The organism is Variovorax sp. AC194, assembly GCF_979257995.1.
Map to the genome: position 1 here is coordinate 925,001 of NZ_OZ409823.1, position 26,641 is coordinate 951,641.

At 66.2% G+C, this 26,641-nt stretch carries 23 protein-coding genes and 2 rRNA genes (1 of these 25 only partly in view); 12 read left to right on the forward strand and 13 right to left on the reverse strand.

The features are described from left to right. A 23S ribosomal RNA gene (locus tag ACZYRS_RS04410) occupies positions 1-1,439 on the forward strand (it extends 1,435 nt beyond the left edge of the window). Between the two features lie 144 nt (positions 1,440-1,583). Beyond that, positions 1,584-1,696, forward strand: a 5S ribosomal RNA gene (rrf, locus tag ACZYRS_RS04415). Positions 1,697-1,818: 122 nt separating this feature from the next. Here rrf and ACZYRS_RS04420 read toward each other — a convergent pair. From ACZYRS_RS04420 to hppD, 5 genes are all read right to left on the reverse strand, one after another. After that, on the reverse strand, positions 1,819-2,751 hold the full coding sequence (locus ACZYRS_RS04420) for an MBL fold metallo-hydrolase (RefSeq protein WP_463418256.1): 933 nt from the start codon (positions 2,749-2,751) through the stop codon (positions 1,819-1,821). Beyond that, the gene (locus tag ACZYRS_RS04425) at positions 2,752-4,443 is read right to left on the reverse strand and encodes an AMP-binding protein (RefSeq protein WP_463418257.1); all 1,692 of its coding nucleotides are present in this window, start codon (positions 4,441-4,443) and stop codon (positions 2,752-2,754) included. Positions 4,444-4,554: 111 nt separating this feature from the next. Further along, positions 4,555-5,427: a phenylalanine 4-monooxygenase gene (gene phhA / locus ACZYRS_RS04430; protein WP_463418258.1), complete on the reverse strand. Its 873-nt coding sequence runs from the start codon at positions 5,425-5,427 to the stop codon at positions 4,555-4,557. A gap of 19 nt (positions 5,428-5,446) precedes the next feature. After that, entirely contained in the window at positions 5,447-6,250 is an 804-nt protein-coding gene (locus tag ACZYRS_RS04435) for a transporter substrate-binding domain-containing protein (RefSeq protein WP_463418259.1), read from the reverse strand. A 37-nt stretch (positions 6,251-6,287) separates the two neighbouring features. Then, the gene (gene hppD, locus ACZYRS_RS04440) at positions 6,288-7,415 is read right to left on the reverse strand and encodes a 4-hydroxyphenylpyruvate dioxygenase (protein ID WP_198788962.1); all 1,128 of its coding nucleotides are present in this window, start codon (positions 7,413-7,415) and stop codon (positions 6,288-6,290) included. A gap of 147 nt (positions 7,416-7,562) precedes the next feature. Here hppD and ACZYRS_RS04445 point away from each other — a divergent pair, with 147 nt between their 5' ends. The 4 genes from ACZYRS_RS04445 to lnt all read left to right on the forward strand — a co-directional run bounded on the left by ACZYRS_RS04445 (position 7,563) and on the right by lnt (position 11,432). Beyond that, positions 7,563-8,036, forward strand: a complete 474-nt coding sequence (locus ACZYRS_RS04445) for an Lrp/AsnC family transcriptional regulator (RefSeq protein WP_042581002.1) — start codon at positions 7,563-7,565, stop codon at positions 8,034-8,036. Positions 8,037-8,144: 108 nt separating this feature from the next. Then, positions 8,145-8,873, forward strand: a complete 729-nt coding sequence (locus ACZYRS_RS04450; RefSeq protein WP_463418260.1) for a GNAT family N-acetyltransferase — start codon at positions 8,145-8,147, stop codon at positions 8,871-8,873. Positions 8,874-8,973: 100 nt separating this feature from the next. Next, positions 8,974-9,852 (forward strand): HlyC/CorC family transporter, encoded by an 879-nt coding sequence (locus ACZYRS_RS04455; protein ID WP_463418261.1) that lies wholly within the window; start codon positions 8,974-8,976, stop codon positions 9,850-9,852. Then, a complete protein-coding gene (gene lnt, locus ACZYRS_RS04460) occupies positions 9,852-11,432 on the forward strand; it encodes an apolipoprotein N-acyltransferase (RefSeq protein WP_463418262.1) in 1,581 nt (526 codons plus the stop codon). The genes ACZYRS_RS04455 and lnt overlap by 1 nt, the downstream gene beginning before the upstream one ends. Positions 11,433-11,438: 6 nt before the next feature. Here the strand turns inward: lnt and ACZYRS_RS04465 are convergent, their stop codons facing one another. The 8 genes from ACZYRS_RS04465 to ACZYRS_RS04500 form a co-directional block, all read right to left on the reverse strand. After that, positions 11,439-12,803, reverse strand: a complete 1,365-nt coding sequence (locus ACZYRS_RS04465) for an FAD-binding oxidoreductase (RefSeq protein ID WP_463418263.1) — start codon at positions 12,801-12,803, stop codon at positions 11,439-11,441. Positions 12,804-12,834: 31 nt separating this feature from the next. Next, complete coding sequence (locus tag ACZYRS_RS04470; protein ID WP_463418264.1) at positions 12,835-13,638, reverse strand: ABC transporter permease; 804 nt, start codon at positions 13,636-13,638, stop codon at positions 12,835-12,837. After that, on the reverse strand, positions 13,635-14,465 hold the full coding sequence (locus tag ACZYRS_RS04475; protein ID WP_463418265.1) for an ABC transporter ATP-binding protein: 831 nt from the start codon (positions 14,463-14,465) through the stop codon (positions 13,635-13,637). The genes ACZYRS_RS04470 and ACZYRS_RS04475 overlap by 4 nt, the downstream gene beginning before the upstream one ends. A 157-nt stretch (positions 14,466-14,622) precedes the next feature. Then, entirely contained in the window at positions 14,623-15,609 is a 987-nt protein-coding gene (locus tag ACZYRS_RS04480; RefSeq protein ID WP_463418266.1) for an ABC transporter substrate-binding protein, read from the reverse strand. Between the two features lie 68 nt (positions 15,610-15,677). Continuing rightward, on the reverse strand, positions 15,678-16,541 hold the full coding sequence (locus tag ACZYRS_RS04485) for a creatininase family protein (protein WP_198788969.1): 864 nt from the start codon (positions 16,539-16,541) through the stop codon (positions 15,678-15,680). A 19-nt stretch (positions 16,542-16,560) separates the two neighbouring features. Then, positions 16,561-17,832, reverse strand: a complete 1,272-nt coding sequence (locus ACZYRS_RS04490) for an amidohydrolase family protein (RefSeq protein WP_463418267.1) — start codon at positions 17,830-17,832, stop codon at positions 16,561-16,563. Beyond that, entirely contained in the window at positions 17,829-18,416 is a 588-nt protein-coding gene (locus tag ACZYRS_RS04495; RefSeq protein WP_463418268.1) for an NAD(P)H-dependent oxidoreductase, read from the reverse strand. The genes ACZYRS_RS04490 and ACZYRS_RS04495 overlap by 4 nt, the downstream gene beginning before the upstream one ends. Positions 18,417-18,540: 124 nt before the next feature. After that, on the reverse strand, positions 18,541-20,553 hold the full coding sequence (locus tag ACZYRS_RS04500) for a helix-turn-helix domain-containing protein (RefSeq protein ID WP_463418269.1): 2,013 nt from the start codon (positions 20,551-20,553) through the stop codon (positions 18,541-18,543). A gap of 195 nt (positions 20,554-20,748) precedes the next feature. Between ACZYRS_RS04500 and ACZYRS_RS04505 the strand changes: the two genes are divergently transcribed. The 6 genes from ACZYRS_RS04505 to ACZYRS_RS04530 all read left to right on the forward strand — a co-directional run bounded on the left by ACZYRS_RS04505 (position 20,749) and on the right by ACZYRS_RS04530 (position 26,609). Continuing rightward, positions 20,749-21,540 (forward strand): SDR family oxidoreductase, encoded by a 792-nt coding sequence (locus ACZYRS_RS04505; RefSeq protein ID WP_198788973.1) that lies wholly within the window; start codon positions 20,749-20,751, stop codon positions 21,538-21,540. Between the two features lie 62 nt (positions 21,541-21,602). Then, entirely contained in the window at positions 21,603-22,856 is a 1,254-nt protein-coding gene (locus tag ACZYRS_RS04510) for a branched-chain amino acid ABC transporter substrate-binding protein (RefSeq protein WP_198788974.1), read from the forward strand. A gap of 82 nt (positions 22,857-22,938) precedes the next feature. Further along, positions 22,939-23,880, forward strand: coding sequence for a branched-chain amino acid ABC transporter permease (locus ACZYRS_RS04515; protein ID WP_198788975.1), 942 nt, complete (start codon positions 22,939-22,941; stop codon positions 23,878-23,880). Positions 23,881-23,884: 4 nt separating this feature from the next. Next, positions 23,885-25,138, forward strand: coding sequence for a branched-chain amino acid ABC transporter permease (locus ACZYRS_RS04520; protein WP_463418270.1), 1,254 nt, complete (start codon positions 23,885-23,887; stop codon positions 25,136-25,138). Next, on the forward strand, positions 25,135-25,890 hold the full coding sequence (locus tag ACZYRS_RS04525) for an ABC transporter ATP-binding protein (RefSeq protein ID WP_463418271.1): 756 nt from the start codon (positions 25,135-25,137) through the stop codon (positions 25,888-25,890). Before ACZYRS_RS04520 ends, ACZYRS_RS04525 begins: the two co-directional genes overlap by 4 nt. After that, positions 25,887-26,609 (forward strand): ABC transporter ATP-binding protein, encoded by a 723-nt coding sequence (locus ACZYRS_RS04530; protein WP_463418272.1) that lies wholly within the window; start codon positions 25,887-25,889, stop codon positions 26,607-26,609. The genes ACZYRS_RS04525 and ACZYRS_RS04530 overlap by 4 nt, the downstream gene beginning before the upstream one ends. Positions 26,610-26,641: the final 32 nt, after the last annotated feature.

Genomic DNA, 26,641 nt, shown 5'->3' on the forward strand with positions numbered 1-26,641 from the left:
GTTATTGGATTATTCTGGTTTAGTTGGATGTAGGCGTGCATTAGGCAAATCCGGTGCACATATACCGAGGCCAACGATCGAGCGGACTTGTCCGTGAAGTGACTGAACGAGGTTCCAGGAAAAGCCACTAAGCTTCAGCTATATACGACCGTACCGCAAACCGACACTGGTGCGCGAGATGAGTATTCTAAGGCGCTTGAGAGAACTCAGGAGAAGGAACTCGGCAAATTGACACCGTAACTTCGGAAGAAGGTGTGCCCTATTAGTGTGTAGTGAACAACGAAGCATGAATGGGTTGCAAAAAATCGGTGGCTGCGACTGTTTATTAAAAACACAGCACTCTGCAAACACGAAAGTGGACGTATAGGGTGTGACGCCTGCCCGGTGCTGGAAGATTAAATGATGGGGTGCAAGCTCTTGATTGAAGTCCCAGTAAACGGCGGCCGTAACTATAACGGTCCTAAGGTAGCGAAATTCCTTGTCGGGTAAGTTCCGACCTGCACGAATGGCGTAACGATGGCCACACTGTCTCCTCCTGAGACTCAGCGAAGTTGAAATGTTTGTGATGATGCAATCTCCCCGCGGAAAGACGGAAAGACCCCATGAACCTTTACTGTAGCTTTGTATTGGACTTTGAACAGATCTGTGTAGGATAGGTGGGAGGCTTTGAAGCAGGGTCGCTAGATCTTGTGGAGCCAACGTTGAAATACCACCCTGGTGTGTTTGAGGTTCTAACCTAGGTCCATTATCTGGATCGGGGACAGTGCATGGTAGGCAGTTTGACTGGGGCGGTCTCCTCCCAAAGCGTAACGGAGGAGTTCGAAGGTACGCTAGTTACGGTCGGACATCGTGACGATAGTGCAATGGCATAAGCGTGCTTAACTGCGAGACTGACAAGTCGAGCAGATGCGAAAGCAGGACATAGTGATCCGGTGGTTCTGTATGGAAGGGCCATCGCTCAACGGATAAAAGGTACTCTGGGGATAACAGGCTGATACCGCCCAAGAGTTCATATCGACGGCGGTGTTTGGCACCTCGATGTCGGCTCATCTCATCCTGGGGCTGTAGCCGGTCCCAAGGGTATGGCTGTTCGCCATTTAAAGAGGTACGTGAGCTGGGTTTAAAACGTCGTGAGACAGTTTGGTCCCTATCTTCCGTGGGCGCTGCAGATTTGAGGAAGCCTGCTCCTAGTACGAGAGGACCGGAGTGGACACACCTCTGGTGTATCGGTTGTCACGCCAGTGGCATTGCCGAGTAGCTAAGTGTGGAAGAGATAACCGCTGAAAGCATCTAAGCGGGAAACTCGTTTCAAGATGAGATCTGCCGGGGCCTTGAGCCCCCTAAAGAGTCGTTCAAGACCAGGACGTTGATAGGTCAGGTGTGGAAGCGCAGTAATGCGTTAAGCTAACTGATACTAATTGCTCGTGCGGCTTGACCCTATAACTTTGATCATCAGATCAAGGTGTTATGCCAAGTTGACGCATTCAAAATACATTCAAGCAAGCGCAAGACAATTGCGCGCTGATTCCAAACTCTATGAATTCGTTTACTTGATCATGTGATCAGGTAAACAACCCTTTATGCCTGATGACCATAGCGAGTTGGTACCACTCCTTCCCATCCCGAACAGGACAGTGAAACGACTCAGCGCCGATGATAGTGCGGGTTCCCGTGTGAAAGTAGGTCATCGTCAGGCTCTTACAGCCCAGAAAACCCCAGTCAGAACATGACTGGGGTTTTTTGCTTTGGGGAATCGGAAAGTAAATAAAAAGCGCGGACATCTTGGATGGCGCTTTTTCTTATTCGGAGAAGCCGGATTCAGGTATTGCGAATACCCAAAGAGTCCATCTCCGCCGCACCAGCGGCAGTCAATTCGCCCAAGATATCTTCGGTCAATTGATCCAACTCCTCGTCTGCAAAGAAACGAAGACGAATAGCGTCCAGGTAAGGTGTGCCTCGAAGCCACGCCGACCAGTCCTCGCGCGAGATGTGCTGCACTTCCAGCAGCTTGAACTTCATCAACACCTTGATCGCATGCCGCGCATGCTTCACCGGATCGCGCTGCAGCCCAGCCAGACGACGACGCGCAGTGATCAACGCGCCGTCGACGTCACTGAACACACGGCCGTGCCCAGGAATCACCTGCAACGGCGCAAGCTCCTCAATGCAATCGAGCGTCGCCGCGATATCGCCAAAAGACGGCTCCCCCGCCAGCTCGGGAAATGCGACACCAAAACCGTTCTCCCACAGCGCATCCGCGGAGATCAACGTCTGCGAAGCTGGATCGAACAAGATGATCGAGTGCGGATCATGGCCAGGCGCACCGTGGACTTCCCACGCGCTGTCACCAAGCCGGCACTCCGTCCCCGGTCGCAGCAATCCGGTGAACCAAAAGCGAGGACAGACCTGCCCGGTCGCAAGAAAACTCAAGGCGCTTTCGTCCCATCGCTCCACCAGCGCCGCTTCCCCTGGGGGAATATCCGTTCGAAGTGACGGATAGCGCTGCTGCAACGCCGCGTTTCCACCGCAATGGTCGCTGTGCAAATGCGTATTCAGCACGCGGTCCAGCGGCCGGGAGCCCAGCGCCGACTCCACCAGTGCCAACGTCTGCTCGGCATGCGTGGCATAGCCGGTGTCGACCAGCGCGGTCTCGTCCGACCCGACGAACAGGATGTTGTTCGACGACAGCCACCCGCGCTCGAACACGACGACATTCGCCGGCAAGCCGGCGCCCGCCGCGGCGTGGCTCATTCAGGCGCCCGCACTGGTGCGAAGCTCGCGCCGCAGGATCTTCCCGACGTTCGTCTTCGGCAGCGAATCGCGAAACTCGATGTGCTTGGGTCGCTTGTACCCCGTGAGTTGCCCGTTGCAGTACTGCAGCACCGCGTCTTCGGTCAGGTTCGGATCCCTGCGCACCACGAAGACCTTGATCGCCTCGCCCTGCTTCTCGTCGGGAACGCCCACCGCCGCGCATTCGACAACACCGGGGCACAGCGAAATCACGTTCTCCAGCTCGTTCGGGAACACGTTGAAACCGCTCACCAGGATCATGTCCTTCTTGCGATCGACGATGCGGCTGTAGCCATCTTCCTGCATCACGGCGATATCCCCGGTCCGCATGAAGCCATCGGCGGTGAACGCGGCGGCCGTCTCGCCGGGCTGGTTGTAGTAGCCCGTCATCACGTTCGGGCCCTTGATGCACAACTCGCCCGATTCGCCCACCGGCATCGAATTGCCGTCGTCGTCCTTGATTGCGATCTCGATGCTCGGCAGCGGCAACCCGATCGTCCCGGTGAACTTGGTGTTCGACACCGGGTTGTTCGTGCCGATCGCGCAGGTCTCGCTCATGCCCCAGCCTTCGATCATCGGACAGCCCGTCGCCTCGAACCACTTGCGCGCCGTGCCTTCCGACGCGGCCATGCCGCCCGCCTGCGAGACAAACAGCGTCGAGAAGTCGATCGACTTGAACTCCGGATGCATCAAGAGCGCATTGAACAGCGTGTTCACCGCCGGCAGCATATGGAACGGCCGTTTCTTGAGCACCGCGATGAATTTGTCGAAGTCGCGTGGGTTCGGGATCAGCGTCATGTGCGAGCCCTGGCGGATCACCAGCAGGCACAGCGTCAGCGCGAAGATGTGATACAGCGGCAGCGCCGCGATGCTGTTGACCTTCGCGAGGTCACCGGCCCGCGACAGCGCCGGCGTGAACCAGGCCTCGGCCTGCAGCGTCGCCGCGACGATGTTGCGATGCGTGAGCACCGCGCCCTTCGACAGCCCGGTCGTGCCGCCGGTGTACTGCAGGAAGGCGATCGAATCGAGCGTGCTCTGGTCCGCTGCCAGCGTGCGCCCGCGGCCTTCGGCGATGGCTTGCGTGAACGGCGTCACCGTGCGCCCGTCGCTCAGTGGCAGCTTGTACGGCGGCACCATCTTGGCCAGGTGGCGCACGGCGATCGTGATCCACGCGCCATACAGGCCGCCGAGCAGATCGCCCATCGAGGTCATCACCACGTGCTTGACCGGCGTGCGCTCGATCACCTGCTCCAGCGTCGACGCGAAATTCTCGAGGATGACGATCGCCGTCGCGCCCGAGTCCTTGAGCTGGTGCTCCAGCTCGCGCGCGGTGTAGAGCGGATTCACGTTCACGCAGGTATAGCCCGCGCGCAGGATGCCGCACATCGTGACCGCGAACTGCGGAATATTGGGCAGCATGATCGCCACGCGCGCCCCGGGCTCCAGCCCCTTCGATTGCAGCCAGGCGCCCAGCGCCTTGGACAGCACATCGAGCTCGCCGTAGTTCATCCAGCGCTCCATGCAGACCGAGAACGGCCGGTCCTTGTAGCGACCGAACGCCTCCTCGAACATGTGGGGCAGTGACCGGTATTGCTCGGGATCGATCTCCTGAGGCACGCCGGCCGGATAGTTCTGTCGCGCGGATGTCTGCATGCAAGCTCCTTTGGCGCGGATTGTGGGAGCCAGGTGCTCCCAGCCGCCAGCGGGCTTGTCCTAGGGTGCCTGCGCGCGCTGTCGCGCAGGCGATAGATCGCGACTCTGCGATCAGGCCTTGCCGGTCTCGCCCGGCAGCAGCACGCCGGGCTCGATGTCGGCCTGGACCTCGAGCGCCTCGTAGATCGGCGTGAAGTCCGGCGCCGTGAGATCGAAGAGTTGCGCGAAGTCTTCGATCACGAAGTAGTTGCTCTGGTAGGTGTCGATCTTGTAGCGCGTGCGCATGGCGCGCAGCAAGTCGAGCGGCAGCCGGCGCGGCTCGTCGCTGAGCACCGCGTGCTGGAGCTCGCCCACCGAGCTCAGGATGCCGGCGCCGTAGGCGCGCAGTCCGTCGGGCTGGCGAATCAGGCCGAACTCCACCGTGTACCAGTAGAGCCGCGAGAGCTTCTCGCCCGCGCCCAGCTCGTGCGCCTTGATGCCGCCCGCGCCATAGCGCTGCACGTAGTCGGCGAAGGTCGGATCGAACAGCATCGGCACATGGCCGAAGAGGTCGTGGAACACGTCGGGCTCCACGATGTAGTTGAACTCCTCGGGTTTGCGGATCCAGTCCGTCACCGGGAACTTGCGGTTCGCCAGCAGCGTGAAGAAGGGCAGCTCCGGAATCAGCCCCGGCACCGCGACGATCTCCCAGCCCGTGGCCTTGTGCAGCCGCTCGTTGATTTCGTCGAAGTGCGGAATGCGGTCCTTCACGCCCAGCGAGGGCAGGGCGTTGATGAAGGCATCGCAGGCCAGGCCCGGCAGTTGCGCGGCCTGCCGCTCGTAGAGCCGCCTGTAGGTGTCGTGGTCGGCCGCCGTGTAGCTGGCCCAGTCCTGCGGGCAGGTGTAGTCGGCCTGCACCGAGCCGCCGCGCGAGTAGTCGCCGCGCGGCGGGCGATCGGAGGCGCCATAGACGGCGGGAATGACAACGGCGGCGGGGGTATCCATGGGAATCGTGTTTCTCGGGTTATTTGAGCCAGCGGTCCATCGTGCGCTGGAAGTCGCCGCCGGCCTGCTGCAGGTGCAGCCACTGGTCCACGTAAGACTTGAAGGCCACGTCGTCGCGCGGCAGCATCCAGGCCATTTCGCCGTATTGCAGCGGCTTGTCGGGGTTCACCGCGCACAGGCCCGGCTTGAGCTTTTGCTGGGTGATGGCCTCGGCCGCCTCGGTGACGAACACGTCGGCGCGGTTGGCCAGGATCTCGTCGAAGATCGTCACGTTCTCGCCGTGCAGCGTGAGCCTGGCCTGCTTGAAGTTGGTGCGGGCGAAGCGCTCATTGCTGCCGCCCGGATTGAAGATGACGCGCGTCGAAGGCTGGTCGATCGCCGCGACGCTCTGGTACTTGGCCACGTCGGCGCAGCGCGCGATCGGCGTCTTGCCGTTGACCATGTAGGGTGCGCTGAAGAAGGCGCGCTTTTGCCGGTCGGTGGTGACCGATACGCCGCCCACAGCGATGTCGCACTTGCCCGCGGCCAGGTCCGGCAGCAGGTTGGCCCAGGTGGTCTTGATCCACTCGGGCTTGGCGCCCAGGCTCGCGCTGAAGCCCGTCATCAGGTCGACGTCGATGCCTTCGAACGAGGCATCGGTCTTCTGGAAGCTGAAGGGCTTGTAGTCGCCCGGCGTGCAGATGCGCAGCACGGCGGCCTTCTGCACCGCGTCCAGGTGCGAGGCGCCCGTGGCCGTGGCCGCCGGCGCCATCGCGCAACCCGAGAGAACGGCGGCAGCCGCCGCGATGAAAGTCAAACCGATCGAAGACGTGCTGCTGCGCATGCTGGCTCCTGGGCAATAAGGCCGGTTGAAAGGGCCCTTATTTTGCGGCGGTCAACACGCCGCGGCGCATCTGGTCGAGCTCGATGCTCTCGAACAGCGCCTTGAAGTTGCCGTTGCCGAAGCCGTCGTCGCCCTTGCGCTGGATGAACTCGAAGAAGATCGGGCCCAGCTGGTTCTCGCTGAAGATCTGCAGCAGCAGGGCGTCCTTCTTGCCGTCGATCAGGATCTTGCGCTTCTTCAGCTCGGCCACGCTCTCGCCATGCTCGGGAATGCGCTTGTCGACCAGCTCGTAGTACGTGTCGATGGTGTCCAGCAGCACGACGCCCTTGGCGCGCATCGCATCGACGGTGTCGTACAGGTTGTCCGAGCCCATCGCGATGTGCTGGATGCCCTCGCCCTTGTACATGTCCAGGTACTCCTGGATCTGGCCGGCCTGCTCCTTGCCCTCTTCGTTGATCGGGATGCGGATCTTGCCGCAGGGGCTGGTCATGGCCTTGCTCTTCACGCCCGTCACCTGGCCCTCGATGTCGAAGTACTTGATCTCGCGGAAGTTGAAGAGCTTCTCGTAGAAGCCGGCCCACACGTTCATGCGGCCGCGGTACACGTTGTGCGTCAGGTGGTCGACGTAGGTGAGGCCATTGCCCACCGGCGACAGCGCCTGCTGCGGCGACACGCCCGGCAGCGCCTCGAAGTCCACGTCGTAGAAGCCGATGTTGCCGATGTCGCCCGGCTGCGCACCGTTCTTGCCCGGCCAGCGGTCCACCAGGTAGATCAGGCTGTCGCCCACGCCCTTGATGGCGGGAATGTTCAGCTCGCCCGGGCCGGCCTTGTCGGCGAAGCCCCAGGCGCCCAGCGCGGTGGCGCGCTCGTAGGCCTGCTTGGCGTCCTGCACGCGAAACGCGATGGCGCAGACGCTCGGGCCGTGCTCGCGCGCAAAGCGCTGCGCGAACGAATCGGGCTCGGCATTGAGGATGAAGTTGATCGTGCCCTGGCGGTACAGCAGCACGTTCTTGTGGCGGTGCTTGGCCACGGCCGTGAAGCCCATGCGCTCGAACACCTTGCCCATGGCGACCGGGTCCGGTGCCGCGTATTCGATGAATTCGAAGCCGTCGGTGCCCATGGGGTTCTCCCAAGGGGTGAAGGCGGGTGCGTCGGCTTGGCTCATGTGCGGTCTCCAGAAAGTGGGGGATCGAATAGGTAAGGGATCGGCGAAAACGCCAGTGCTGCAATGTAGGTTGGATGCCGCTCAAGTTTTCAGCGTTGTTGGGCGCGTTGGATGGCAAATGCGCAGTAAAACTGCAAAAATAGAAGAATGGAAGCACTCGACAAGATAGATCGGCTCATTCTGCGCACGCTGCAAGCAGACGGGCGCGCAACTTACGACCAGCTTGCAGAGCAGGTCAGCCTGTCGCCCAGCGCGGTGCTGCGGCGGGTCAAGCGCCTGGAAGAGAGCGGGGTGATCGACCGCTACGTGGCCCTCGTGCGTCCCGAGGTCATCGGCCTGGGCCTCACGGCCTACCTGAACGTGCGGCTCGAAAAGCACACCGAGACCCACAAGCGCAACCCGATGGACCTCTTTCGCGCCAGTGTGCAGACCTGGCCCGAGGTGGTCGAATGCGCAGCCCTCACGGGCGACATGGACTACCTGCTGCGCGTCGTCGTGGCCGACATGGCGCACTACAGCCGCTTCATCATGGACACCCTGCTCAAGCACCCCAGCGTGGAAGACTGCAAGACCAGCTTCGTGCTGGACCGTGTCAAGGCCACAACGGCTGTTCCCGTTTAGCCACACAAGGTTGCTCGGGCGCCACGGGCTTTGGTACTGGGTCACGAATGTGTCCCAGAAGTGTCCTTGCGGGCTTGTTGATTAAGGGAAAACCCTTACATTCAACCCATGCTTACCGCCAAGACCCTTCTCAAAGCGTCTCTCGGCCTCGGCTCTTTCCTGAAAGCGCCGATGGTTGAGACCCAGCCACGCGCCGTCTCGTCGCCCCAGCCCGTCATGGTGCCGATCCGCTCGATCGGCCCCCGCGAGCGGGAGCGCATCGCGCAGCACCTCTTTGCGCTCACCCCCCACGACCGTTACCTGCGCTTCGGCTACGCCGCGGCCGACGAGCAGATCCAGCGCTACGTCGACAACCTCAATTTCGAGCGCGACGAGATGTTCGGCATCTACAACCGCCGCCTCGAACTGATCGCGATGTCCCACCTGGCCTTCGCGCCCGGCGACCAGCACAGCGACTGCGCCGAATTCGGCGTCTCGGTCTCGGCGCACGCCCGCGGCCGCGGCTACGGCGCGCGCCTTTTCGAGCGCGCGGTGGTCGTGGCCCGCAACGAAGGCGTGGGCATGCTCTTCATCCATGCGCTGAGCGAAAACGCCGCCATGCTCAAGATCGCCCGCAACGCCGGCGCCACCGTGGTGCGCAGCGGCGCCGAAGCCGAAGCGCATCTGCAGCTGCCGGAGGCCACCTTCGACAGCCGCATGAGCGAAATCGCCCTGGAGCACTACGCCGCGGTCGACTTCGCCCTCAAGAGCCGCGCCAAGCAGTTCTGGGCCTTCCTGGCCAGCCTGCAGGAAGTGCGCAGCGGCATGAGAGACGCCCGACGTAAATCTGCGCCTTGAGCGTCCCCAAGGCCAATGAAACGGCCTGTGACGCCTGTGCGGTAGAGCGTGTCACACGCAATCCGTTATCCTTGCCTCTCTTCAACTACGCCCTCCCGCAGTGGCCGAACCTCACCCTGAACGCGCACCCGTAGAACGGGAAGACAAGCGCGGCTTCCTCCAGAAGCTTGCCGAATTCATCCACCCCGGACCCGACTCGCGCGACGAGTTGATCGAGACCTTGGCCGATGCCGAGGACAACGAGGTGATCGGCGCCGAGTCGCGCGTGATGCTCGAAGGCGTGCTGCGCATGGCCGACATGACCGCCGGCGACGTCATGGTCGCCGCGCCGCGCATGGATGCCATCAACATCGATGCGCCCTTCGATGCGCTGCTGCACCTCATCATCGACACCGCGCACTCGCGCTTCCCGGTGTACGAGGGCGAAAAAGAAAACATCATCGGCATCCTGCTCGCCAAGGACCTGCTCAAGCTGCAGCGCGCGCCGGGCCTGAACATCCGCGCCTTGCTGCGTCCGGCCACCTTCGTGCCCGAGAGCAAGGGCCTGAACGACCTCTTGCGCGAATTCCGCGGCAACCGCAACCACCTGGCCATCGTCATCGACGAATTCGGCCGCGTGGCCGGCCTCATCACCATCGAGGACGTGCTCGAGCAGATCGTGGGCGAGATCGAGGACGAGTTCGACATCGCCGAGGACGAGGGCGACATCTTCGGCCTGGCCGACCACACCTACCGCGTCTCGGGCGACACGCCCATCGAGCGCGTGGCCGAGGCCTTCGGCATCGTGTTCGACGAAGAGCAGCTCTCCGAAGACTTCGACACCATCGGCGGCCTCATCGCCCACGAGATGGGCCACGTGCCCAAGCGCGGCGAACACCATGCGATGGGCGGCTTCGACTTCGTGGTGCTGCACACCAAGGGCGGCGCGGTGCGCTGGTTCAAGGTGTCGCCGGCGCGCGGCGGCGACACGGCCGACTGATGCCGCTGCCTCAAGCAGCGACGGCGCGCCCCTCTCACGCCTTGCGCGCCTCCCCCGCGGTTGCCCGGTTTCGACTGCCCGGCCTCGTGCTGGCCGGAATGGCCCAGGCGCTGTCGATCGCCTGGCCGCTCGACGGCAGGCCGCTGTGGTGGCTTCAACTCCTTTCGATGGGCGCCCTGGTCTGGCTGCTCGGCAGCCTGCGCGCCGAGGGCGCCGGGTGGCGCCGCGCCGGCCTTCACGCCTGGCTCTTCTCGACCACCTGGCTTACCGGCAGCTTCTGGTGGCTCTTCATCTCGATGCACACCTACGGCGGCATGCCGGCGCCGCTCGCGGCCATTGCCGTGCTCGCGCTCGCGGCGGCACTCGGGCTGTACTACGCCGTCGCGGCCGCATGGTTCGTGGTGCGCGGGCCGAAGGGGCGCATCACTGGCGCGCTGGTCTTTGCCGCACTCTGGACGCTCGCCGAGCTCGTGCGCGGCAGCTGGTTCACCGGCTTTCCGTGGGGCGCCAGCGGCTATGCGCACGTCGAAGGTCCACTGGCCGCGTGGGCGCCGTGGATCGGCGTCTATGGCATCGGCGCTGTCGCCGCGTTCGCGATGGCGCTCATCGCGCTGCTGTCCCTGTCACGCATTACCGAAGCCGTCGGGGCACTGGTGCTGGTCGCGCTCGTGTTCGCATTCCCGCACATCACGCCGTCACTGCGCGGCACCAGCACCGGCAGCCTCCAGGTCGCGCTCCTGCAAGGCAACATCCCGCAGGACGAGAAATTCATTCCGGGCGGCGGCATCGAGACCGCCCTGCGCTGGTACGGTGAACAGCTGCGCGACGCCAAGGCCTCGCTCGTCGTCACGCCCGAAACCGCCGTGCCCCTGCTGCCGCAGCAATTGCCGGCCGGCTACCTCGAAGCGATCGAGGCGCGCTACAGCAGCGGCACGCAGGCCGCCATCGTCGGCCTCCCGCTGGGCGACCGCGCCGGCTACAGCAACGCGGTGCTCGGCTTCCAGCCCGGTGCAACGCAGCCGTACCGGTACAGCAAGCACCACCTCGTGCCCTTCGGCGAATTCATTCCGCCGGGCTTTCGCTGGTTCATCCAGATGATGAGCATCCCGCTCGGCGACTTCCAGCGCGGCGGCCTTGCGCAGGCGCCGTTCGTCTGGCAGGGCCAGCGCATCGCGCCCAACATCTGCTACGAAGACTTGTTCGGCGACGAGATCGGCGCGAACTTCCGCGACGCGGCGAGCGCGCCGACGATCCTGCTCAACGTGAGCAACATCGCGTGGTTCGGCGATTCGGTGGCCATCGACGAGCACCTGGCCATCTCGCGCATGCGTTCGCTCGAATTCGCACGGCCGATGGTGCGCGCGACGAACACGGGCGCCACCGTCGTCATCGACGCCGAAGGCCGCGTGACGCACCAGCTGCCGCGCCTCACGCGCGGCGTGCTCGAAGCCACGGTCGAAGGCCGCACCGGGCTCACGCCCTACGCGCGCTGGGTGGCGCCGTTCGGCCTGTGGCCGCTGTGGATCGCGATGCTCGCGATCGTCGCCATCGCCTTCGCGATGGGCCGCCGCCAGCGCTGAGCGCCTTCAGCTCGCGGGCCGCACCGGCCAGTCGCGCAGCTTGCCCGGGTTCAGCAAACCCATCGGATCGAAGCGCTGCTTCACCGCGATGATCTCGGGCGGCAACGGCCCGCCCGCCTTGCCGTCTTCCACGATGTTCACGTGCGGGTTGTTGATGTGCACGTTGTGCGCGCGGTGGATGTCGATGATCTCCGCGAGCCGCGCCTCGGTGCGGAAGCGCACGAGCTGCAGCCCGCTGCACGTCATTAGCCCCGCCACGTTGCGGATGAACTCGACGTGCATCATCACCTCGCCGCCCAGCAGCTTTTCCATCTCGACGATCTGCTCGACGTGCCTGCCGGGGATGAACCCGCTCTGCAGATAGGTCAGCGTGGGGTCCACCTTCAGCGCATGCAGCGTCGTGTGGTTCCAGGTGAATTCCATCAGCGTGCGGTTGCTCTTCTGCACCTCGGCCGCGGTCTTGCGGTAGCCCACGGTGCCGCCGTGCGCCTCTGCCAGTTGCAGCAGCGCCGGCTCGCACGATTCAGCGACCAGCGACAGCACGGTGTGGCAGCCCTTGGGCAGGTGCGCCGCGAGCTGCGCGAGGTGATCGGCGATGGGCGCCGCGAAGAACGCGATCTCGCGCTTCACGATGCCCGGCCCGTTCGCCAGCTTGTCGGCGAAGTGCAGCGCGTTCTCGAAGCTGTCGAAAGTCACCAGCGTCTCGAGCCATGGATGCGCGGGCGCGAGCGCCACCTCCAGCTCCAGCACGAGCCCGTTGGTGCCCCACAGGTGGTGCATGCGCATCGCCTCGGCGCCGCGCAGCTCGACGATCTGCGGCTCAGGCTCGATCGTCATCGCGCGGATGCCGAGCACATTGCCGGGCGCGCCGAGCGGCCCGTAGTTGATCGAACCCACGCCGCCGAAGCCGCCGCCGAACAGGCCGCCGAGCGTCGCGCTGCGGTAGGTGGACGGCACGCAGCGCATCTCCTGCCCCGAAGGCTTCGTCTGCTTTTCCAGCTCGCCCAGGCGGATGCCGGCCTGCGCGCGCGCCACGCCGGGCTGCACCCAGAGGCAGGCGTTGTAGCCCGTCATGTCGAGCACCACGCCACCCGCGAGCGGCGTGGTCTGGCCGTAGTTGCCGGTACCGCTGCCGCGAATGACGATCGGCACGCCACGCCGCGCGCACGCACCCACCACGGCGCGGATCTCGTCCTCGCTGCGCGGCCGCACGACCACGTCGGCGCGCTTGTCTTTCAGCTGGCGATTCAGCACGGGGCTGAACCACGAGAAGTCCTGCGAGAGCCGCGTGACGCGCCCTTCGTCGGTGATCCAGTCGAGGTCGGGCAGTTCGAGCAGCAACTGCTCGATGGCGGAGGCGGGAGCGTTCATGGTCGTCGTCAATTCGTCAATGTCAGCAATGTCAATCTTGGGAAAGTTCGCTCGCATGCCACGAGCCCAGCGCCACCTTGGTGAGCCAGGCCATCAGCACGAAGAGCGCCACGCCGGTCAGCGAGATCAGCAAGAGCGCCGCGAACATGCGCGGAATGTTCAGCTGAAAGCCCGCCTGCAGGATCTGGTACGCGAGCCCCGCGCCCGAGCCGCCGGTGCCCGCGACGAACTCCGCCACCACCGCGCCGATCAGCGCGAGGCCGCTGGAGATGCGCAGGCCCCCGAAGAAGTACGGCAGCGCGCTCGGAATGCGCAAGCGCACCAGCTGCTGCCAGCGCGTCGCGCGGTTCAGCTTGAAGTAGCTCTGCAGATCGGGGTCGATGCTGCGCAGCCCCAGCGTCGTGTTGCTGATGATCGGGAACAGCGCCACGAGCGCCGCGCACACCGTCATCGCCGCCACCGGGTTCTTCACCCAGATGATGATGAGCGGTGCCACCGCGACGATGGGCGTCACCTGCAAGAGCACCGCATACGGAAAGAGCGCGGTCTCGATGCGCTTGCTCTGCACGAAGAGAAACGAGATCAGCACGCCCGCCACCGTCGCCAGCGCGAACGACAGCACGGTGATCTTGAGCGTGACCAGGAGGGCGCTGCCCAGCGGCGCCCAGTCGGTCACCAGCGTCTGCATCATGAGGTAAGGCGAGGGCACCAGATAGGGCGGCAGCTCCATCGCCACCACCATCCACTGCCAGAGCGCGACCAGCACCACGCCGATCAGCACCGGGTACAGCACGCGCTGCACGCGCGGTTGATTCAGGAGCGGCGTGCGCTTCATCGCGCGTGCTCCTCGTCGCCCTGGCTCGCGCGCAGCAGGCTGTCCTGCAGCCGCTTCGCATACTTCGCGAACTCGGGCGTCACCATGAAATCGGCGCTGCGCGGATAGGGCTCGTCGATCTGGAACTGCTCCACCACGCGGCCCGGGCGCGCGGCCATCATCACCACGCGGCTCGAGAGGAACACGGCCTCATGGATCGAGTGCGTCACGAAGATCACCGTGAGCTTCTTCTTGCGCCAGAGCTCCAGCAGATCGGCATCGAGCCTGTGGCGCGTGATCTCGTCGAGCGCGCCGAAGGGCTCGTCCATCAGCAGCAGGTCGGGCTGCGTGACCAGCCCGCGCGCGATCGACACGCGCATCTGCATGCCGCCCGAGAGCGCACGCGGCAGCGCGCCGGCGAACTTCTCCAGCCCCACGAGCGCGAGCGATTCCGCGACACGCGCATCGGCCTCCTTGCGGGGCACGCCGGCCAGGTCCAGCGGCAGCCGCACATTGGTCTGCACGCTGGCCCACGGCATCAGCGTGGGCGACTGGAACACGAAGGACATGCGCCGCGCGCTGTCGTGCAACTGGCTCACGGGCTTGCGCCACACCAGGAGGCGCCCGTCGGTCGGCTCCAGCATGCCCGCCACCATCTTGAGCAGCGTGCTCTTGCCGCAGCCCGAAGGGCCGAGCAGCGTGACGAACTCGCCTTCGGCGATCGACAGGTCCACCGGCAGCAGCGCCTGTGTGCCGTTGGGGTAGGTCTTCTCGGCCGAGAGCACTTCCACCGCGGGCACGGCAGGCGCCACTGGCGGCGCGAGGGTGTGGGGTTCGATGCGGTTCACTAGAGAGGTTCTCCGGCATGCAGCTGCGTGGGAAATGCGCGTTGGACGCCGCGGGTTCTTCGTGGAACACCGCGGAACCGGCTTTGCCGGGCCGCTGGTGTTGCCCCCGGTAGGGGGTTGGCGAAGCGACACGAAGTGCGCGCAGCCTGGGGGCGAGTCAAGGAATGACCTTGGCGTCTTTGACGAATTCCGTCGTGTAGGTCTTCGCCAGTTCGACCTTCGCGGGGTCGAGCAATTTCGAGGTCACGAGAAAGTCGTAGCTCGCCTTGGCGCGCGCATCGGTCATCACGCCGATGCCCAGCTTGGCCGCGTCGCCGCCGGTGACCATGCCCATCTCCTTGAGCTTGGCCACGCTGTAGGCCAGCTGGTCGTCGGTCATGTTGGGGTTGTCCTTCTTGATGAGCGCATTGGCCGGCGCCGGGTCGGCCAGGTAGCTCTTCCAGCCCTCGGCCGAGGCCTTCACGAACGCGGCGACCTGCTTGCTGCGGTCCTTCACCGTCTTCTCCATGCATGACACGGTGGTCGCATACGCGGGAAAGCCGTGGTCGCTGAACATCAGCACGGTGCTCTTCACACCGGCCTTCTGGATGGCGTAGGGCTCGGAGGTCAGGTAGCCCTGCTGCGCGGTGTTCTTGTCCGCCACGAAGGGCTGGATGTTGAAGGTGTAGGGGCGCGTCTGTTCGTCGGTGAGGCCGAACTTGGCCTTGAGCCACGGCCAGTAGCCGCGGTTGGCCTGCGCGCCGATCAGGAGCGTCTTGCCCTTGAGGTCTTCGAACTTCTTCACGTCCTCGTGCGCGATCAGCACCTGCGGGTCCTTCTGGAAGAAGGCCGCGACGTTGACCACCGGCACGCCGCCTTCGCGCACCTGCATCATCTGGATGTCGCTCGAGCCCATGATGCAGTCGGCCTGGCCGGCCGCCATCATCTGCGTGATGTTGACCTGCGGGCCGCCCATCTTGATGGTCACGTCCAGCCCGTACTTCTTGTAGATGCCTTGCGCCACCGCCTGGTAGAAGCCGCCGTGCTCGGCTTGCGCGTACCAGTTGGTCATGTAGGTGAACTTGTCCTGCGCATGTGCGGGTGCGACTGCGGTGAACAGCGAGAGCGCGGTGGCGCCGGCCAGGGAAAGAGCGAAGGAACGCATGGTGGTGACCTCTCGAAGGCTGGATGAAAAAGAAGAAGAAAGCCGATGCAAGACGCGCGCCGCGCGCCTCAGGCCGGAGCGAACGACTGCTGGATGAAGCCCTGCTGGTGGCCGCGCTCCCAGGTGGGTTCCTCGCGCACCACCCAGCGCAGCGCATGCAGCTCGGTCAGCGCCTGCACCCAGCTGTCGGAGAGCGTCTCCAGGATCTCGATGCCCTGCTCGCGCGTGGCGCTGGTCGGGTCGCCGATCACGCCGCTCGGGCCGAAGTCGCGCGCGGTCCAGGCGCACGCGGGGCGGCCGTCGGCCGACAGCAGCTTGATCGGGAAGGGCGGCGGAAAGTTGGCCGCCGCGCGCTCCATGTGCACCGTGTCGGGCGCGAGCGCGAGCATCAGCGCGGTCTCGGAATGGCCGGCGTGCATCGACAAGCGCTTTTCCTGCTCGCTGATCTGCTTGCTCGACGCGTTCGGCAGGCGCGACACGCCGTGCGGCACCACCACGTAGTCGCCATGCCGAAGGCGCAGTTCGCGCGCCGCCATCTCCAGCACCTGCGGCTGGCCGCCGTGGCCGTTGGCGAACAGGAGTTTCCTGAAACCCGCGCGGTAGACCGACTCGCCGATCTCGGTCACCGTCGAGAGCAGCGTGGTGCCGGTGAGCGTCATCGTGCCGGGGAAGTGCAGGTGCTCTTCCGACTTGCCGTAGGTAATGGTGGGCAGCGCGAAGGCGCGCACCTCGGCCGGCAGCTTCTCGAGCGCCCGGCCCATCACGCCCGAGGCGATCACACTGTCGACCGAGCACGGCAGGTGCGGGCCGTGCTGCTCGATGGCGCCGCAGGGCAGCACGATGACCGTGTTCTCGCGGTCGGGGAGCGCCGCGATTTCGGTCCAGCTCAGGTAGGGCAGGAAGCGGTGGGGCGGGATGTAGCCGTGGAGCATGGGAGTCCTTGTTCTTTGCTTACTTGGGAAAGAAGGGCGTCGCGTCGCCGTGCGTCACGCGGCCGTCGCGCAGCACCACGCGGGTGGCGGTGCGCGAGGGCCAGCCGTGGCGGTCGGCCTGCGTGAAGAGCACGAGATCGGCTTTCGCGCCCACCAGCGTGGGCGCCGTCGTGGCGGGCGCGCGCTGCAGCCAGTCGCCGCGGCACAGCGCCTGCGACCAGGTGTCGAACGGTTCGTCGAGCTGCGCGACCAGCGCGGCCGTGCCCAGCGCCTCGACGGGGTCGAAGCTGCCGAGCCGGCAGAACGGGTCCTGCACGTTGTCGCTCGCGAACAAGAGCGGAATGCCGCGCTCGCGTGCTTCCTTCACGAGCGTGATGCCGCGCAGGCGCGGCGTGCGGCCGGTGACGGCGTCCTGCAGCAGCAGGTTGGTCGCGGGCAGCGAGACGACGGTGATCGGCGTGCGCGCCACCGCATCGAGCGTGGCGAGGGCCTCTGCCTCGGGCTGCACCGCGAGCGCGCAGATGTGGCCGCAGACCACGCGGCCCTCGAAGCCGATCTCGCGCAGGATGCGCGCGGTGGTCTTGAGGCCGACGGCCGCCGCGTTGAGTTCCTCGTCGACATGCAGGTCGATGTCCAGGTCGCAGGCCTGCGCCGCATTCAGCAGGTTGCGCAGCGCGTTCTCGCTCCAGTTGGTCGAGTGCACGAAGCCGCCGAGCAGCGCATGCGGCCCCGTGGCCTTCACCTGTTGCGCGAGGCGCAGCGCCTGCGCCGCGTCTTCGAACAGCGGCAGCTTGACGAGGCTCACCTGTTCCAGCCGAATCCGGCCCGCCCATTCCTGCGCGAGCTCGGCCAGCACCGGCCAGGCCAGCGGCACCGCATCGGGCTCCCACCAGTCGACGTGCGTGCGTACATGCGTGGTGCCGCATTCCCAGGCCCACTGCAGGCCGCGCGCGGCGCGCTCGCGCACGTCGCCAGCACTCCAGTGCACGCGGTCGGCCAGCATCGCATCGATGGCGCCGAGCAGGCCCGGCTGCACATGCTTCATGCGCGGCAGCGTGAAGGCCTTGTCCAGGTGCGTGTGCGCATCGACGAAGCCGGGGAGCACGAGGGTGCCGGCGAGGTCCCAGCCCTCAGGGGAGGGCGCGGCATCGTCGATGGGGCGCACCGACTGCACGCGCCCGGCGTCGAGCGCGATGCGCGCGAGCACCGGCACGCCATCGCGCTGCGGCCAGTCGGCGGGCAGCAACCAGCGCGGCAAGCGCGCGTTGTCGAGGAGCACGGGCGCGTTCATGCGAAGCGCGCCATGGCATGGCCCACGCGCGCCATGAAGCGCTTCAACTGGGGCTCGGTCGCCACGTTCATGTGGTAGTGGGCGTGGTAGTCCACGCGGGCGCGCTGGCCGGTGAGCCGCTTCATATAGCGCGTGACGATCTTGCGCGGCGGATCGCCCATGTACCAGGCCAGCCAGCGCGGCCGCCCGTAGGTGACCACGGCGCTGATGCGCGTGATGTGCGTGAGCATCGGCTTCACGTTCGCCGGATCGCTGATGTCGAAGGCCACGCCCGGCATGAAGAGCCGGTCGAAGTAGCCCTTGAGCATCGCGGGCAGCCCGAAGCACCACGTCGGAAAGCAGAACACGATGCCCTCGGCCCACTGCAGCCGCTCCACATACCGCTGGAGCGGCAGCTGGTTGGCCGGCACGTCGTGGTAGCCGAACCGCTCCTCGCGCGAGAGCACCGGGTCGAAGCCCTCGGCGTACAGGTCGCAGTCGTCCACCTCGTGCCCGACCGCGCGCAGGTTTTTCAGCACCTCCTGGTGCAGGGCCGCATGGAAGCTGGTTTCGACGGGGTGGCAGTAGACGACGAGCACGCGCATGGTGTGTTTGACCGCTTAATCAGAGCAAGTGGTCAGGTTATGCAAGCGACGTGCCAGTCCGGATGCACCGGACTGGTGATTTCTCCTTGGATTGCGCTGTCGGGCCCCGGCAGGCCCGGCCGGGTCAGCCTTCGAGCGCCGGCGCGTCGCCCGACATGCCCAGGCTCCAGAGCCGCAGCGCCACGTGGATCTCCAGCGCCCGGCTCGCGTTGCCCCAGTGCCCCAGCAGTTCCTCCACGCTCGCGAGGCGCTGGCGCACGGTGTTGACGTGGATGCCCATGCGCGCGGCGGTCGTCTTCGCGTTCTGGTTGTTGTCGAAATAGGCCAGGAGCGTGGCAGTCAGTTCCGATCCGCGCTTCCTGTCATGGCCCATCACGGTGCCGATGGTCGCGTTCAGGAAAGTGTTCAGGCTCGCCTGGTCGTGCGTCTCGAAGAGCACGGAGTACAGCGCCATCTCGTTCTGCCCGACGATGTTGCCCCGCATGCCCAGCCGCCCCAGCACCGACAGCGCGCGCCGCAGCGTCGCGTACAGCGCCGGCATTTCGGCGGGCGTGCGCACCGGCCGCGACAGCACGCCCCGGTAGGCATCGCCGAGCTCGCTGCCGGCGAACGCGGTGAACTGGGCCAGCACGTCCTGCGCCTTCGTCGCGCCGCACACGATGACCAGCACGCCGTCCACCTCATCCATCACGAGATCGGACAGCGGCGCGCCCGCCCGCAGGCGCCGCGCCCAGAAGCCCGGCCGGGGCTGCTCCATCTCGACCACCATCAGCGAGATCGGCTGCGACAGGTCGAGCCCGAAGCGCTCGGCGCGGTCCTGCGTCAACGCGGGCTCGTCCTGCCGCGGCGAGATGAGCGTGTGCAGCAGCGCGGAGACATCGCGGCTCTTGCTCGCTTCCACGCGCTCCTGCGACAGCAGCACGACGCCGATGACGCTCGAGCTGCGCTCGAAGGTGCGCAGCGAAATGTCGCGCAGGTCCTCCTGCCGGAAGAGCAGCACCGCGCCGAGAACGTCGTTGCCGCCGATCACCGCGATCGCGCGGCACAGTTCGCCACCCCGCGTGTAGGCGACGGCCGAGCGGCCGGCCTGGCGGCTTTCGCGCAGGGCCTGCGCGAGCGCGGCGCTGTGGTCGTCGTGCGGCGCGTAGGCATCGGCCGCCGTGCCCGCATAGCCCGGTGCCGTGGCCCGGCCGATCACTTCGCTGGCTTCGTCGAGCACCAGCACGCTGCCGTTGAGGAGCTGCGCGACCGACTCGCACAGCGCACCGAGCGATGCGCCCTTCGCGAGCAGCGAGGTCAGCTGCTCGTGCGCCTCGGCGGCCTCCTGCACGTCGCGCGCATGCCGCTCCAGTTCCGCGCGCGCGAGGTCCGCGTTCTCCAGCGCCGTCTTCGCTTCCGCGAAGGCTTTTGCGTTGTTGATGGCGACGGCCGCGTGCGTGGCGAGCGTGCAGAGGATCGACACGTTCAGCGCCGTGTGCGTGCGGTGGTAGCGGTCGGCCACGAAGAGCAGGCCGATCACGTTGTCGTCGCACATGAGCGGCGCGCCGACCAGCGCGGCGACGCCTTCGTCCCTGAAGGTGTCGTCCAGCGCGGCGTCGTGCGCGAAGCGGTTGTCGTGCAGGTAGTCGGGCGTGAAGAAGGGCAGGCGCGTGGACATCACGATGCCCGCGACGCCCAGGTTCCTGCCGGCCGTCATCTTGCCGGTGCGGTCGGAGATGGCGCCGTCGGCCACCACCACCTGGAACTCGCCGCTCGCCGCGTCGTAGATCGTGAGCCAGCACAGGTGCGCGCCCATCAGCTTGCGCGCGCGGCTCACGATGGCCTTGAGCAGGCCCGCGAGGTCCAGGCGGCTGGAGAGGTCCTGCGCCGACTCGATCACCGCGAGCATGCCGCGCTCGCGCTGTTCGTGGAGTTCGAGCCGGTTGCGCAAGGCCATCGCCATGCGCACCAGTTCCACCAGGCCCGACTTGCGCTGCAGCGCATCGGGCAGCGCCTCGACATGCGCCAAGCACGCGGCGAACTCTTCGGCGGAGGCGTTGCGGTGCAGGAGGCCGATCAGCTCGGGGGCGATCTCGTCGGCCGTCTGGCCCAGCGACGGGCCGATCGTTCGCTTTCTTTCTTGGGGCAGTGCCGGCATAGGGCGCGAAGGCTAGCAGAACGATGCGTGCATGGGCATGGGCCCAAGCCCTAGTTCCCGCGTGTGCGCGCCGCGCGCGACAGGGATCACATCGCGCGGGGCCCGCATGTGTGTCTGCCGCACATAGGTTTGCGCGGGCGCCTTCCGGACACTTGCCGTGCTGCACCGTTCACGAGACATCACGACAAGACAACCATGAGCATCATCGATTCACTCCGGCCCGCGCCCGGCCTGCGTGTCCTGGTCACCGCGGGCGGCGCCGGCATCGGTGCCGCGGTGGCGCGCGCATTCCGCGAGACGGGCGCGCGCGTGCATGTCTGCGACATCGACCGCGGCGCGCTCGACCGCCTGGCCGACGAAGCGCCCGAGATCACATCGAGCATGGCCGACGCCTCGGTGCCCGAAGACGTCGACCTCGTCTTCGACGACGTGCAGGGCGCGCTCGGCGGGCTGGACGTGCTGGTGAGCAACGTCGGCATCGCGGGGCCGACCGGCGCGATCCAGGACCTGAACCGCGGCGACTGGGAGCGCACGGTGTCGGTGAACCTCAACAGCCAGTTCTATTTCGCGCAGCGCGCGGTGCCCCTGCTGCGGCAGTCCACGCAGAGCCCGTGCCTCATCGCGATGAGCTCGGTCGCGGGTCGGCTGGGCTACGCATTCCGCACGCCGTATGCCGCGACCAAGTGGGCCATCGTGGGCCTCATGAAGTCGCTGGCCATCGAGCTCGGTCCGCACGGCGTGCGCGTCAACGCGATCCTTCCGGGGACGGTGGAAGGCGAGCGCATGAACAGCGTGATCGGCGCGCGCGCGGCCACCGCGGGCGTGTCGGTGGACGCGATGCGCGCGGAGTACCTGCGGAAGATCTCGCTGCGCCGCATGGTCACGCTGGACGACGTGGCGGCCATGACGCTCTTTCTCTGCTCGCCCGCGGCACGCAACGTGACCGGCCAGGCGATCAGCGTGGACGGAAACATGGAATACCTCTAGCGCCCGCGCGGCCGCCGCGCCCCTTTTCTCGATTTCCTTTCATAAAAAGCATGGAGACATCAATGCACAAGTTCAACGCACTCGCCTTCGCCCTCGTTCCCGCGGTGGGCCTTCTCTGCGGCGCCGCATCGACCGCATCCGCCGCGCCGGTCAAGATCGGCGTGCTCGAAACGCTCTCGGGCCCGCAGGCCTCGTCGGGCCAGGCGTACCGCGCGGCCGTGCGCTATGCGATCGACCAGATCAACGCCGCGGGCGGCTGGAACGGCGAGCCCGTGCAGCTGATGGAGTACGACAACCAGGGCGGTCCCGCGGGCGCGGCCGACAAGCTCAAGGCTGCGGCCGCGGACGGTGTGCAGCTGATCGTGCAGGGTGCCTCGTCGGCCATCGGCGGGCAGATCACCGAGGACATCCGCAAGTACAACCTGCGCAATCCCGGCAAGGAAATGGTCTACCTCAACGTCGGCGCCGAGGCGCTGGAGCTCACCGGCGAGAAGTGCAACTTCCACCACTTCCGCTTCGGCGGCGATCCGCAGGTGCGCACCAAGGCGCTCGTGAGCGCCATGAAGCAGGCCAACGCGCTGGGCACCAAGGTCTATTCGATCAACCAGAACTACTCCTGGGGCCAGGACATGGAGAAGGCCATCGCCGACAACGCGGCGGCGGGCGGCTACCAGGTGGTCGAGAAGACGCTGCACGACGTCAACAAGGTGCAGGACTTCGCGCCCTACGTCGCGAAGATCGCCGCGTCGAAGGCCGACTCGGTGCTCACGGGCAACTGGTCCAACGACCTGCTGCTGCTGATGAAGGCATCGAAGTCGGCGGGCCTGAAGGCGCGCTTCGGCACGGTCTACCTCGACCAGCCGGGCAACCTCGCCAACGCCGGCGACCTGGCCGTCGGGCACTTCGTCGTGCAGACCTTCAACCCCGAAGCGGGCGGTGCCGAAGGCGAGCGCTTCGTGAACGACTACAAGGCCAAGACCGGCCACGTGCCCGTCTTCATCGAGCCGCAGACCGTCTTCGGCATGGCGATGGTGGCCGACGCATTGAAGCGCACCAAGCCCGAAGGCGGCGCGCTCAACGTGAACGCGTTCGCCAAGGCGCTGGAGGCCACCACCATCAAGACGCCGATGGGCGACATGAGCATGCGCGCCGCGGACCACCAGGCGCAGCTGCCGATGGTGGTGTCCACGGTCACCAAGGATGCGAAGTTCAAGGTGGACGACACCGACATGGGCTTCAAGCCGGTCAAGCGCTTCTCCGCGCAGGAAGCCTCCACGCCCGCGCAGGCCAGCTGCGCGATGAAGCGGCCCGGCTGAGCCCGCGCCCCCGCTGAATTTTCAACAAGCCAGCGGGACGCGAGCGTCCCGCGCGGCGCAGCTTCGGCTGCCGAAAAAACCTATGGACCAGACCATCGTTTCCCTCATGAACGGCGTCATCTACGGCCTCCTGCTGTTCATGGTGTCCGCCGGGCTCACGCTCATCTTCGGAATGATGGGCGTGCTCAACTTTGCGCACGCCTCGTTCTACATGCTCGGCGCGTACTTCGCGTACACGCTGCAGGGCGCGATCGGCTTCTGGCTCGCACTGGTCGTTTCGCCGATCCTCGTGGGGCTGGTGGGCGTGGTGGTCGAGCGATTCTTCCTTCGGCGGGTGCACCACCACGGGCATGCGCATGAGCTCCTGCTGACCTTCGGCCTCTCGTTCATCGTGGCCGAATCGATCAAGCTCTTCTTCGGCAACTTCCCGGTCGACTATCGGATTCCCGCGGCGCTCGACGTCTCGGCATTCACCGTCGGCGGCGCGCAGTACCCGGTGTATCGCCTCCTGATGGGCGGCGTGGCCATCGCGATGTTCGTGGTCATCTACCTGCTGCTCACGCGCACGCGCGTGGGCATCGTGGTGCGCTCGGCCATCTACAAGCCGCGCATGGCGGAGGCGCTGGGCCACAACGTGCCGCTGGTGTTCATGGGCGTCTTCGGCGTGGGCGCGGCGCTCGCGGGCCTCGCGGGCGCGGTGGCCGGCGCGTTCTACACGACGAACCCGAACATGGCGCTCGAACTGGGCGTGATGGTGTTCGTGGTGGTCGTGGTCGGCGGGCTGGGCTCGCTCGGCGGGGCGATGCTCGCATCGCTGCTGATCGGCGTCGTCACCTCATTGGCGGTCGGCGTGGACAGGAGCCTTGCCGACCTGTTCGCGCTCTTCGGCGCCGGTGAGTGGGCCACGAGCGTCGGAGGCCTCATGACGCTGAAGGTCTCCAGCCTCTCCGCGACGATTCCGTTCGCGCTGATGCTGCTGATCCTGCTCGTGCGGCCCAGCGGCCTCATGGGCGAGAAAGCGTGAAGCGATGAAGACCGGTCTTCTCCTCGTCCTCGCAGGCGTCGCTGCGCTCGTCGCGCTGCCGTTCCTGCTGTCGCAGGGGCTGCTGAACGCGGCCATCCAGATGCTCATCGCCGCGCTGTTCGCGAGCGCCTACAACCTGCTGTGCGGCCAAGCCGGCATGCTGTCCTTCGGGCACGCGGCCTACTTCGGCGTCGGTGCGTTCGGCACCGTGCATGCGATGAACGCCATCGGCGGCGCGGGGCTCCTGCCCACGCCCCTGATGCCGCTCGCGGGCGCCGCCTGCGGCCTGGTCTTCGGCGGCATCGCGGGCTGGTTCGCAACCAAGCGCACCGGCACCTACTTCGCGATGATCACGCTCGCGATCGCCGAGCTCGTGCATTCGCTCGCGCCGCACCTGAAGGGCCTCTTCGGCGGCGAGGCCGGCGTGTCCACCATGCGCATGCCCGCGTGGGGCCTGGATTTCGGATCGACCACGCAGGTGTACTACCTCACGCTCGCGTGGGTGCTGCTGTCCGTGCTGCTGCTGTACCTGTTCACGCGCACGCCGATGGGGCGGCTGGCCTATGGCCTGCGCGAAAACAGCCACCGGCTGCGGTTCCTCGGCTACAACGTGCACGGCCTGGGCATGCTGGTGTTCGCGATCTCCGCGATGTTCTCGGGCATCGCGGGCGGCCTGCAGGTGGTGTCCAACGAATCGGCGAACTACGTGGTGTTCGATCCGGCGCTCTCGGCCGCGGTCGTGCTCAACACCTACATCGGCGGCGTGAAGGTGTTCCTCGGCCCCGCGTTCGGCGCGGCGCTCATGACCTTCTTCGGCTACGCCGTGTCGGACCTCACGCAGTCGTGGCTGCTCTACCAGGGCATCCTGTTCGTGCTCGTGATGATGTTCATGCCCTCGGGGCTCGCGGGCCTGATCGGCACCACCGGGCGCCTGCGCCAGCGCATCGGCGTGGCGCAACTGGTGCCGCTGGCGCTGCTGTCGATCGCCGCCGCGGTGCTCCTGAGCATGGGCGGCGCGTTCGCGGTCGAGATGCTGCAGCGCGTCTTCTCGCAGGACTACCGCGCGATGGCCAAGCTCGCCAAGCTCGCCGCGGACGGCGCGTGGCCGCCGGTCACGCTGCTCGCGCGCGCCTGGTCGCCGACCGCGGTGACTACGTGGGCGGTGCCGGTGCTGCTGATCGGCGCGGGCGCGCTGCTCGCATGGTTCGGCCAGCGAAAGCTCAGGCACGCCACCGAGCGTGCGGGAGGTGCCGCATGAGCGAGCCGATCCTCAGCATCCGGGGCTTGCGCAAGGCGTTCGGCCCGACGGAAATCATGCGCGGCGTGGACCTCGACCTGCACGGCGCCGAGCGGCACGCGCTCATCGGCCCCAACGGCGCGGGCAAGTCCACGCTCTTTCATCTGATCTCGGGGCACCTCGCGCCGAGCGCCGGCACGATCCATTTCGACGGCCACTCGATCGGCGGCCGCACGCCGCAGGCGATCAACCGGCTGGGGCTCGCGCGCTCGTTCCAGATCACCAACATCTTTCCGAAGCTCAGCGTCTTCGAGAACGTCCGGCTCGCGGTGATGCGCCCGCACGGGCTCGCGTACGCGTTCTGGAAATTCATCGACAGCGACCGGCGCGTGCGCGAAGAGACCTACCGGCTGCTGGAGCTGGTGCGGCTCGCGGCCCGCGCGGACGCGATCGCGGGCGAGATGGCCTATTCCGAACAGCGCTCGCTCGAGATCGCGATGACGCTCGCCTCGGATCCGAAGGTGATCCTGCTGGACGAGCCGATGGCGGGCATGTCGAACGAGGAAACGCACTACACGGCCGAGCTGATCCTCGAAGTGACGAAGGGCCGCGCGCTGATGCTCGTGGAGCACGACATGGACGTGGTGTTCTCGCTCAGCGACCGCATCAGCGTGCTGGTCTACGGCCAGGTGATCGCGACGGGCACGCCCGACGAGATCCGCGCCAACGCGAGCGTGAAGGAAGCCTACCTGGGCGAGGAGGTGGCCGCATGAATGCCGCGACCGAAACGCTGCTGCACGTCGAAGACCTGCACGCTCACTACGGCAAGAGCCACATCCTGCACGGCGTGAACCTGCAGGTGGCGCGCAATGAAGTGGTCAGCCTGCTCGGGCGCAACGGCTCGGGACGCTCGACCACCATGAAGGCCGTCATGGGACTGGTCATGCCGACCTCCGGAAGCATCCGGCTGCAAGGCAGCGAGCTCGCGGGCGCGCGGCCCTACGCCATCTGCCGCGCCGGCATCGGCTACGTGCCCGAGGAGCGCGAGGTGTTCGCCAACCTCACGGTGGACGAGAACCTGCGCATGGGCGAGCAGACGCCCGTCGCCGGCGCGCACCGCTGGCGCATCGAGGAGATGTTCGACTACTTCCCGCGCCTGAAGGAGCGCCGCAACACCAAGGCCGGCAGCATGTCCGGCGGCGAGCAGCAGATGCTCACGATGTGCCGCTCGCTCTTGGGCAATCCGCTGGTGCTGCTGATCGACGAGCCCACCGAGGGCCTCGCGCCCAAGATCGTGGCGCAGGTGGCCGAGTGCATCCGCGACATGCACCGAAAGGGCGTCTCGGTCGTGCTGGTCGAGCAGAAGCTGGCCATTGCGCTGAAGGTCTCCACGCGCGTGTGCGTGATGGGGCACGGGCGCATCGTCTTCGAGGGCACGCCGCAGGAACTGGCGGCCAACGAGAAGCTCGTGGCCGAGTGGCTCGCGGTCTGACCTCTCTCTTTTTTCCATTCACTGCTGCGAGT

What these genes read in the sequence shown, in the direction of transcription:
- ACZYRS_RS04420 (WP_463418256.1), bottom strand. Translation starts at nt 2,751, where the DNA reads ATGAGCCACGCCGCGGCGGGCGCCGGCTTGCCGGCGAATGTCGTCGTG.
- ACZYRS_RS04425 (WP_463418257.1), bottom strand. Translation starts at nt 4,443, where the DNA reads ATGCAGACATCCGCGCGACAGAACTATCCGGCCGGCGTGCCTCAGGAG.
- phhA (WP_463418258.1), bottom strand. Translation starts at nt 5,427, where the DNA reads ATGGATACCCCCGCCGCCGTTGTCATTCCCGCCGTCTATGGCGCCTCC.
- ACZYRS_RS04435 (WP_463418259.1), bottom strand. Translation starts at nt 6,250, where the DNA reads ATGCGCAGCAGCACGTCTTCGATCGGTTTGACTTTCATCGCGGCGGCT.
- hppD (WP_198788962.1), bottom strand. Translation starts at nt 7,415, where the DNA reads ATGAGCCAAGCCGACGCACCCGCCTTCACCCCTTGGGAGAACCCCATG.
- ACZYRS_RS04445 (WP_042581002.1), top strand. Translation starts at nt 7,563, where the DNA reads ATGGAAGCACTCGACAAGATAGATCGGCTCATTCTGCGCACGCTGCAA.
- ACZYRS_RS04450 (WP_463418260.1), top strand. Translation starts at nt 8,145, where the DNA reads ATGCTTACCGCCAAGACCCTTCTCAAAGCGTCTCTCGGCCTCGGCTCT.
- lnt (WP_463418262.1), top strand. Translation starts at nt 9,852, where the DNA reads ATGCCGCTGCCTCAAGCAGCGACGGCGCGCCCCTCTCACGCCTTGCGC.
- ACZYRS_RS04465 (WP_463418263.1), bottom strand. Translation starts at nt 12,803, where the DNA reads ATGAACGCTCCCGCCTCCGCCATCGAGCAGTTGCTGCTCGAACTGCCC.
- ACZYRS_RS04470 (WP_463418264.1), bottom strand. Translation starts at nt 13,638, where the DNA reads ATGAAGCGCACGCCGCTCCTGAATCAACCGCGCGTGCAGCGCGTGCTG.
- ACZYRS_RS04480 (WP_463418266.1), bottom strand. Translation starts at nt 15,609, where the DNA reads ATGCGTTCCTTCGCTCTTTCCCTGGCCGGCGCCACCGCGCTCTCGCTG.
- ACZYRS_RS04485 (WP_198788969.1), bottom strand. Translation starts at nt 16,541, where the DNA reads ATGCTCCACGGCTACATCCCGCCCCACCGCTTCCTGCCCTACCTGAGC.
- ACZYRS_RS04490 (WP_463418267.1), bottom strand. Translation starts at nt 17,832, where the DNA reads ATGAACGCGCCCGTGCTCCTCGACAACGCGCGCTTGCCGCGCTGGTTG.
- ACZYRS_RS04495 (WP_463418268.1), bottom strand. Translation starts at nt 18,416, where the DNA reads ATGCGCGTGCTCGTCGTCTACTGCCACCCCGTCGAAACCAGCTTCCAT.
- ACZYRS_RS04500 (WP_463418269.1), bottom strand. Translation starts at nt 20,553, where the DNA reads ATGCCGGCACTGCCCCAAGAAAGAAAGCGAACGATCGGCCCGTCGCTG.
- ACZYRS_RS04505 (WP_198788973.1), top strand. Translation starts at nt 20,749, where the DNA reads ATGAGCATCATCGATTCACTCCGGCCCGCGCCCGGCCTGCGTGTCCTG.
- ACZYRS_RS04510 (WP_198788974.1), top strand. Translation starts at nt 21,603, where the DNA reads ATGCACAAGTTCAACGCACTCGCCTTCGCCCTCGTTCCCGCGGTGGGC.
- ACZYRS_RS04515 (WP_198788975.1), top strand. Translation starts at nt 22,939, where the DNA reads ATGGACCAGACCATCGTTTCCCTCATGAACGGCGTCATCTACGGCCTC.
- ACZYRS_RS04520 (WP_463418270.1), top strand. Translation starts at nt 23,885, where the DNA reads ATGAAGACCGGTCTTCTCCTCGTCCTCGCAGGCGTCGCTGCGCTCGTC.
- ACZYRS_RS04525 (WP_463418271.1), top strand. Translation starts at nt 25,135, where the DNA reads ATGAGCGAGCCGATCCTCAGCATCCGGGGCTTGCGCAAGGCGTTCGGC.
- ACZYRS_RS04530 (WP_463418272.1), top strand. Translation starts at nt 25,887, where the DNA reads ATGAATGCCGCGACCGAAACGCTGCTGCACGTCGAAGACCTGCACGCT.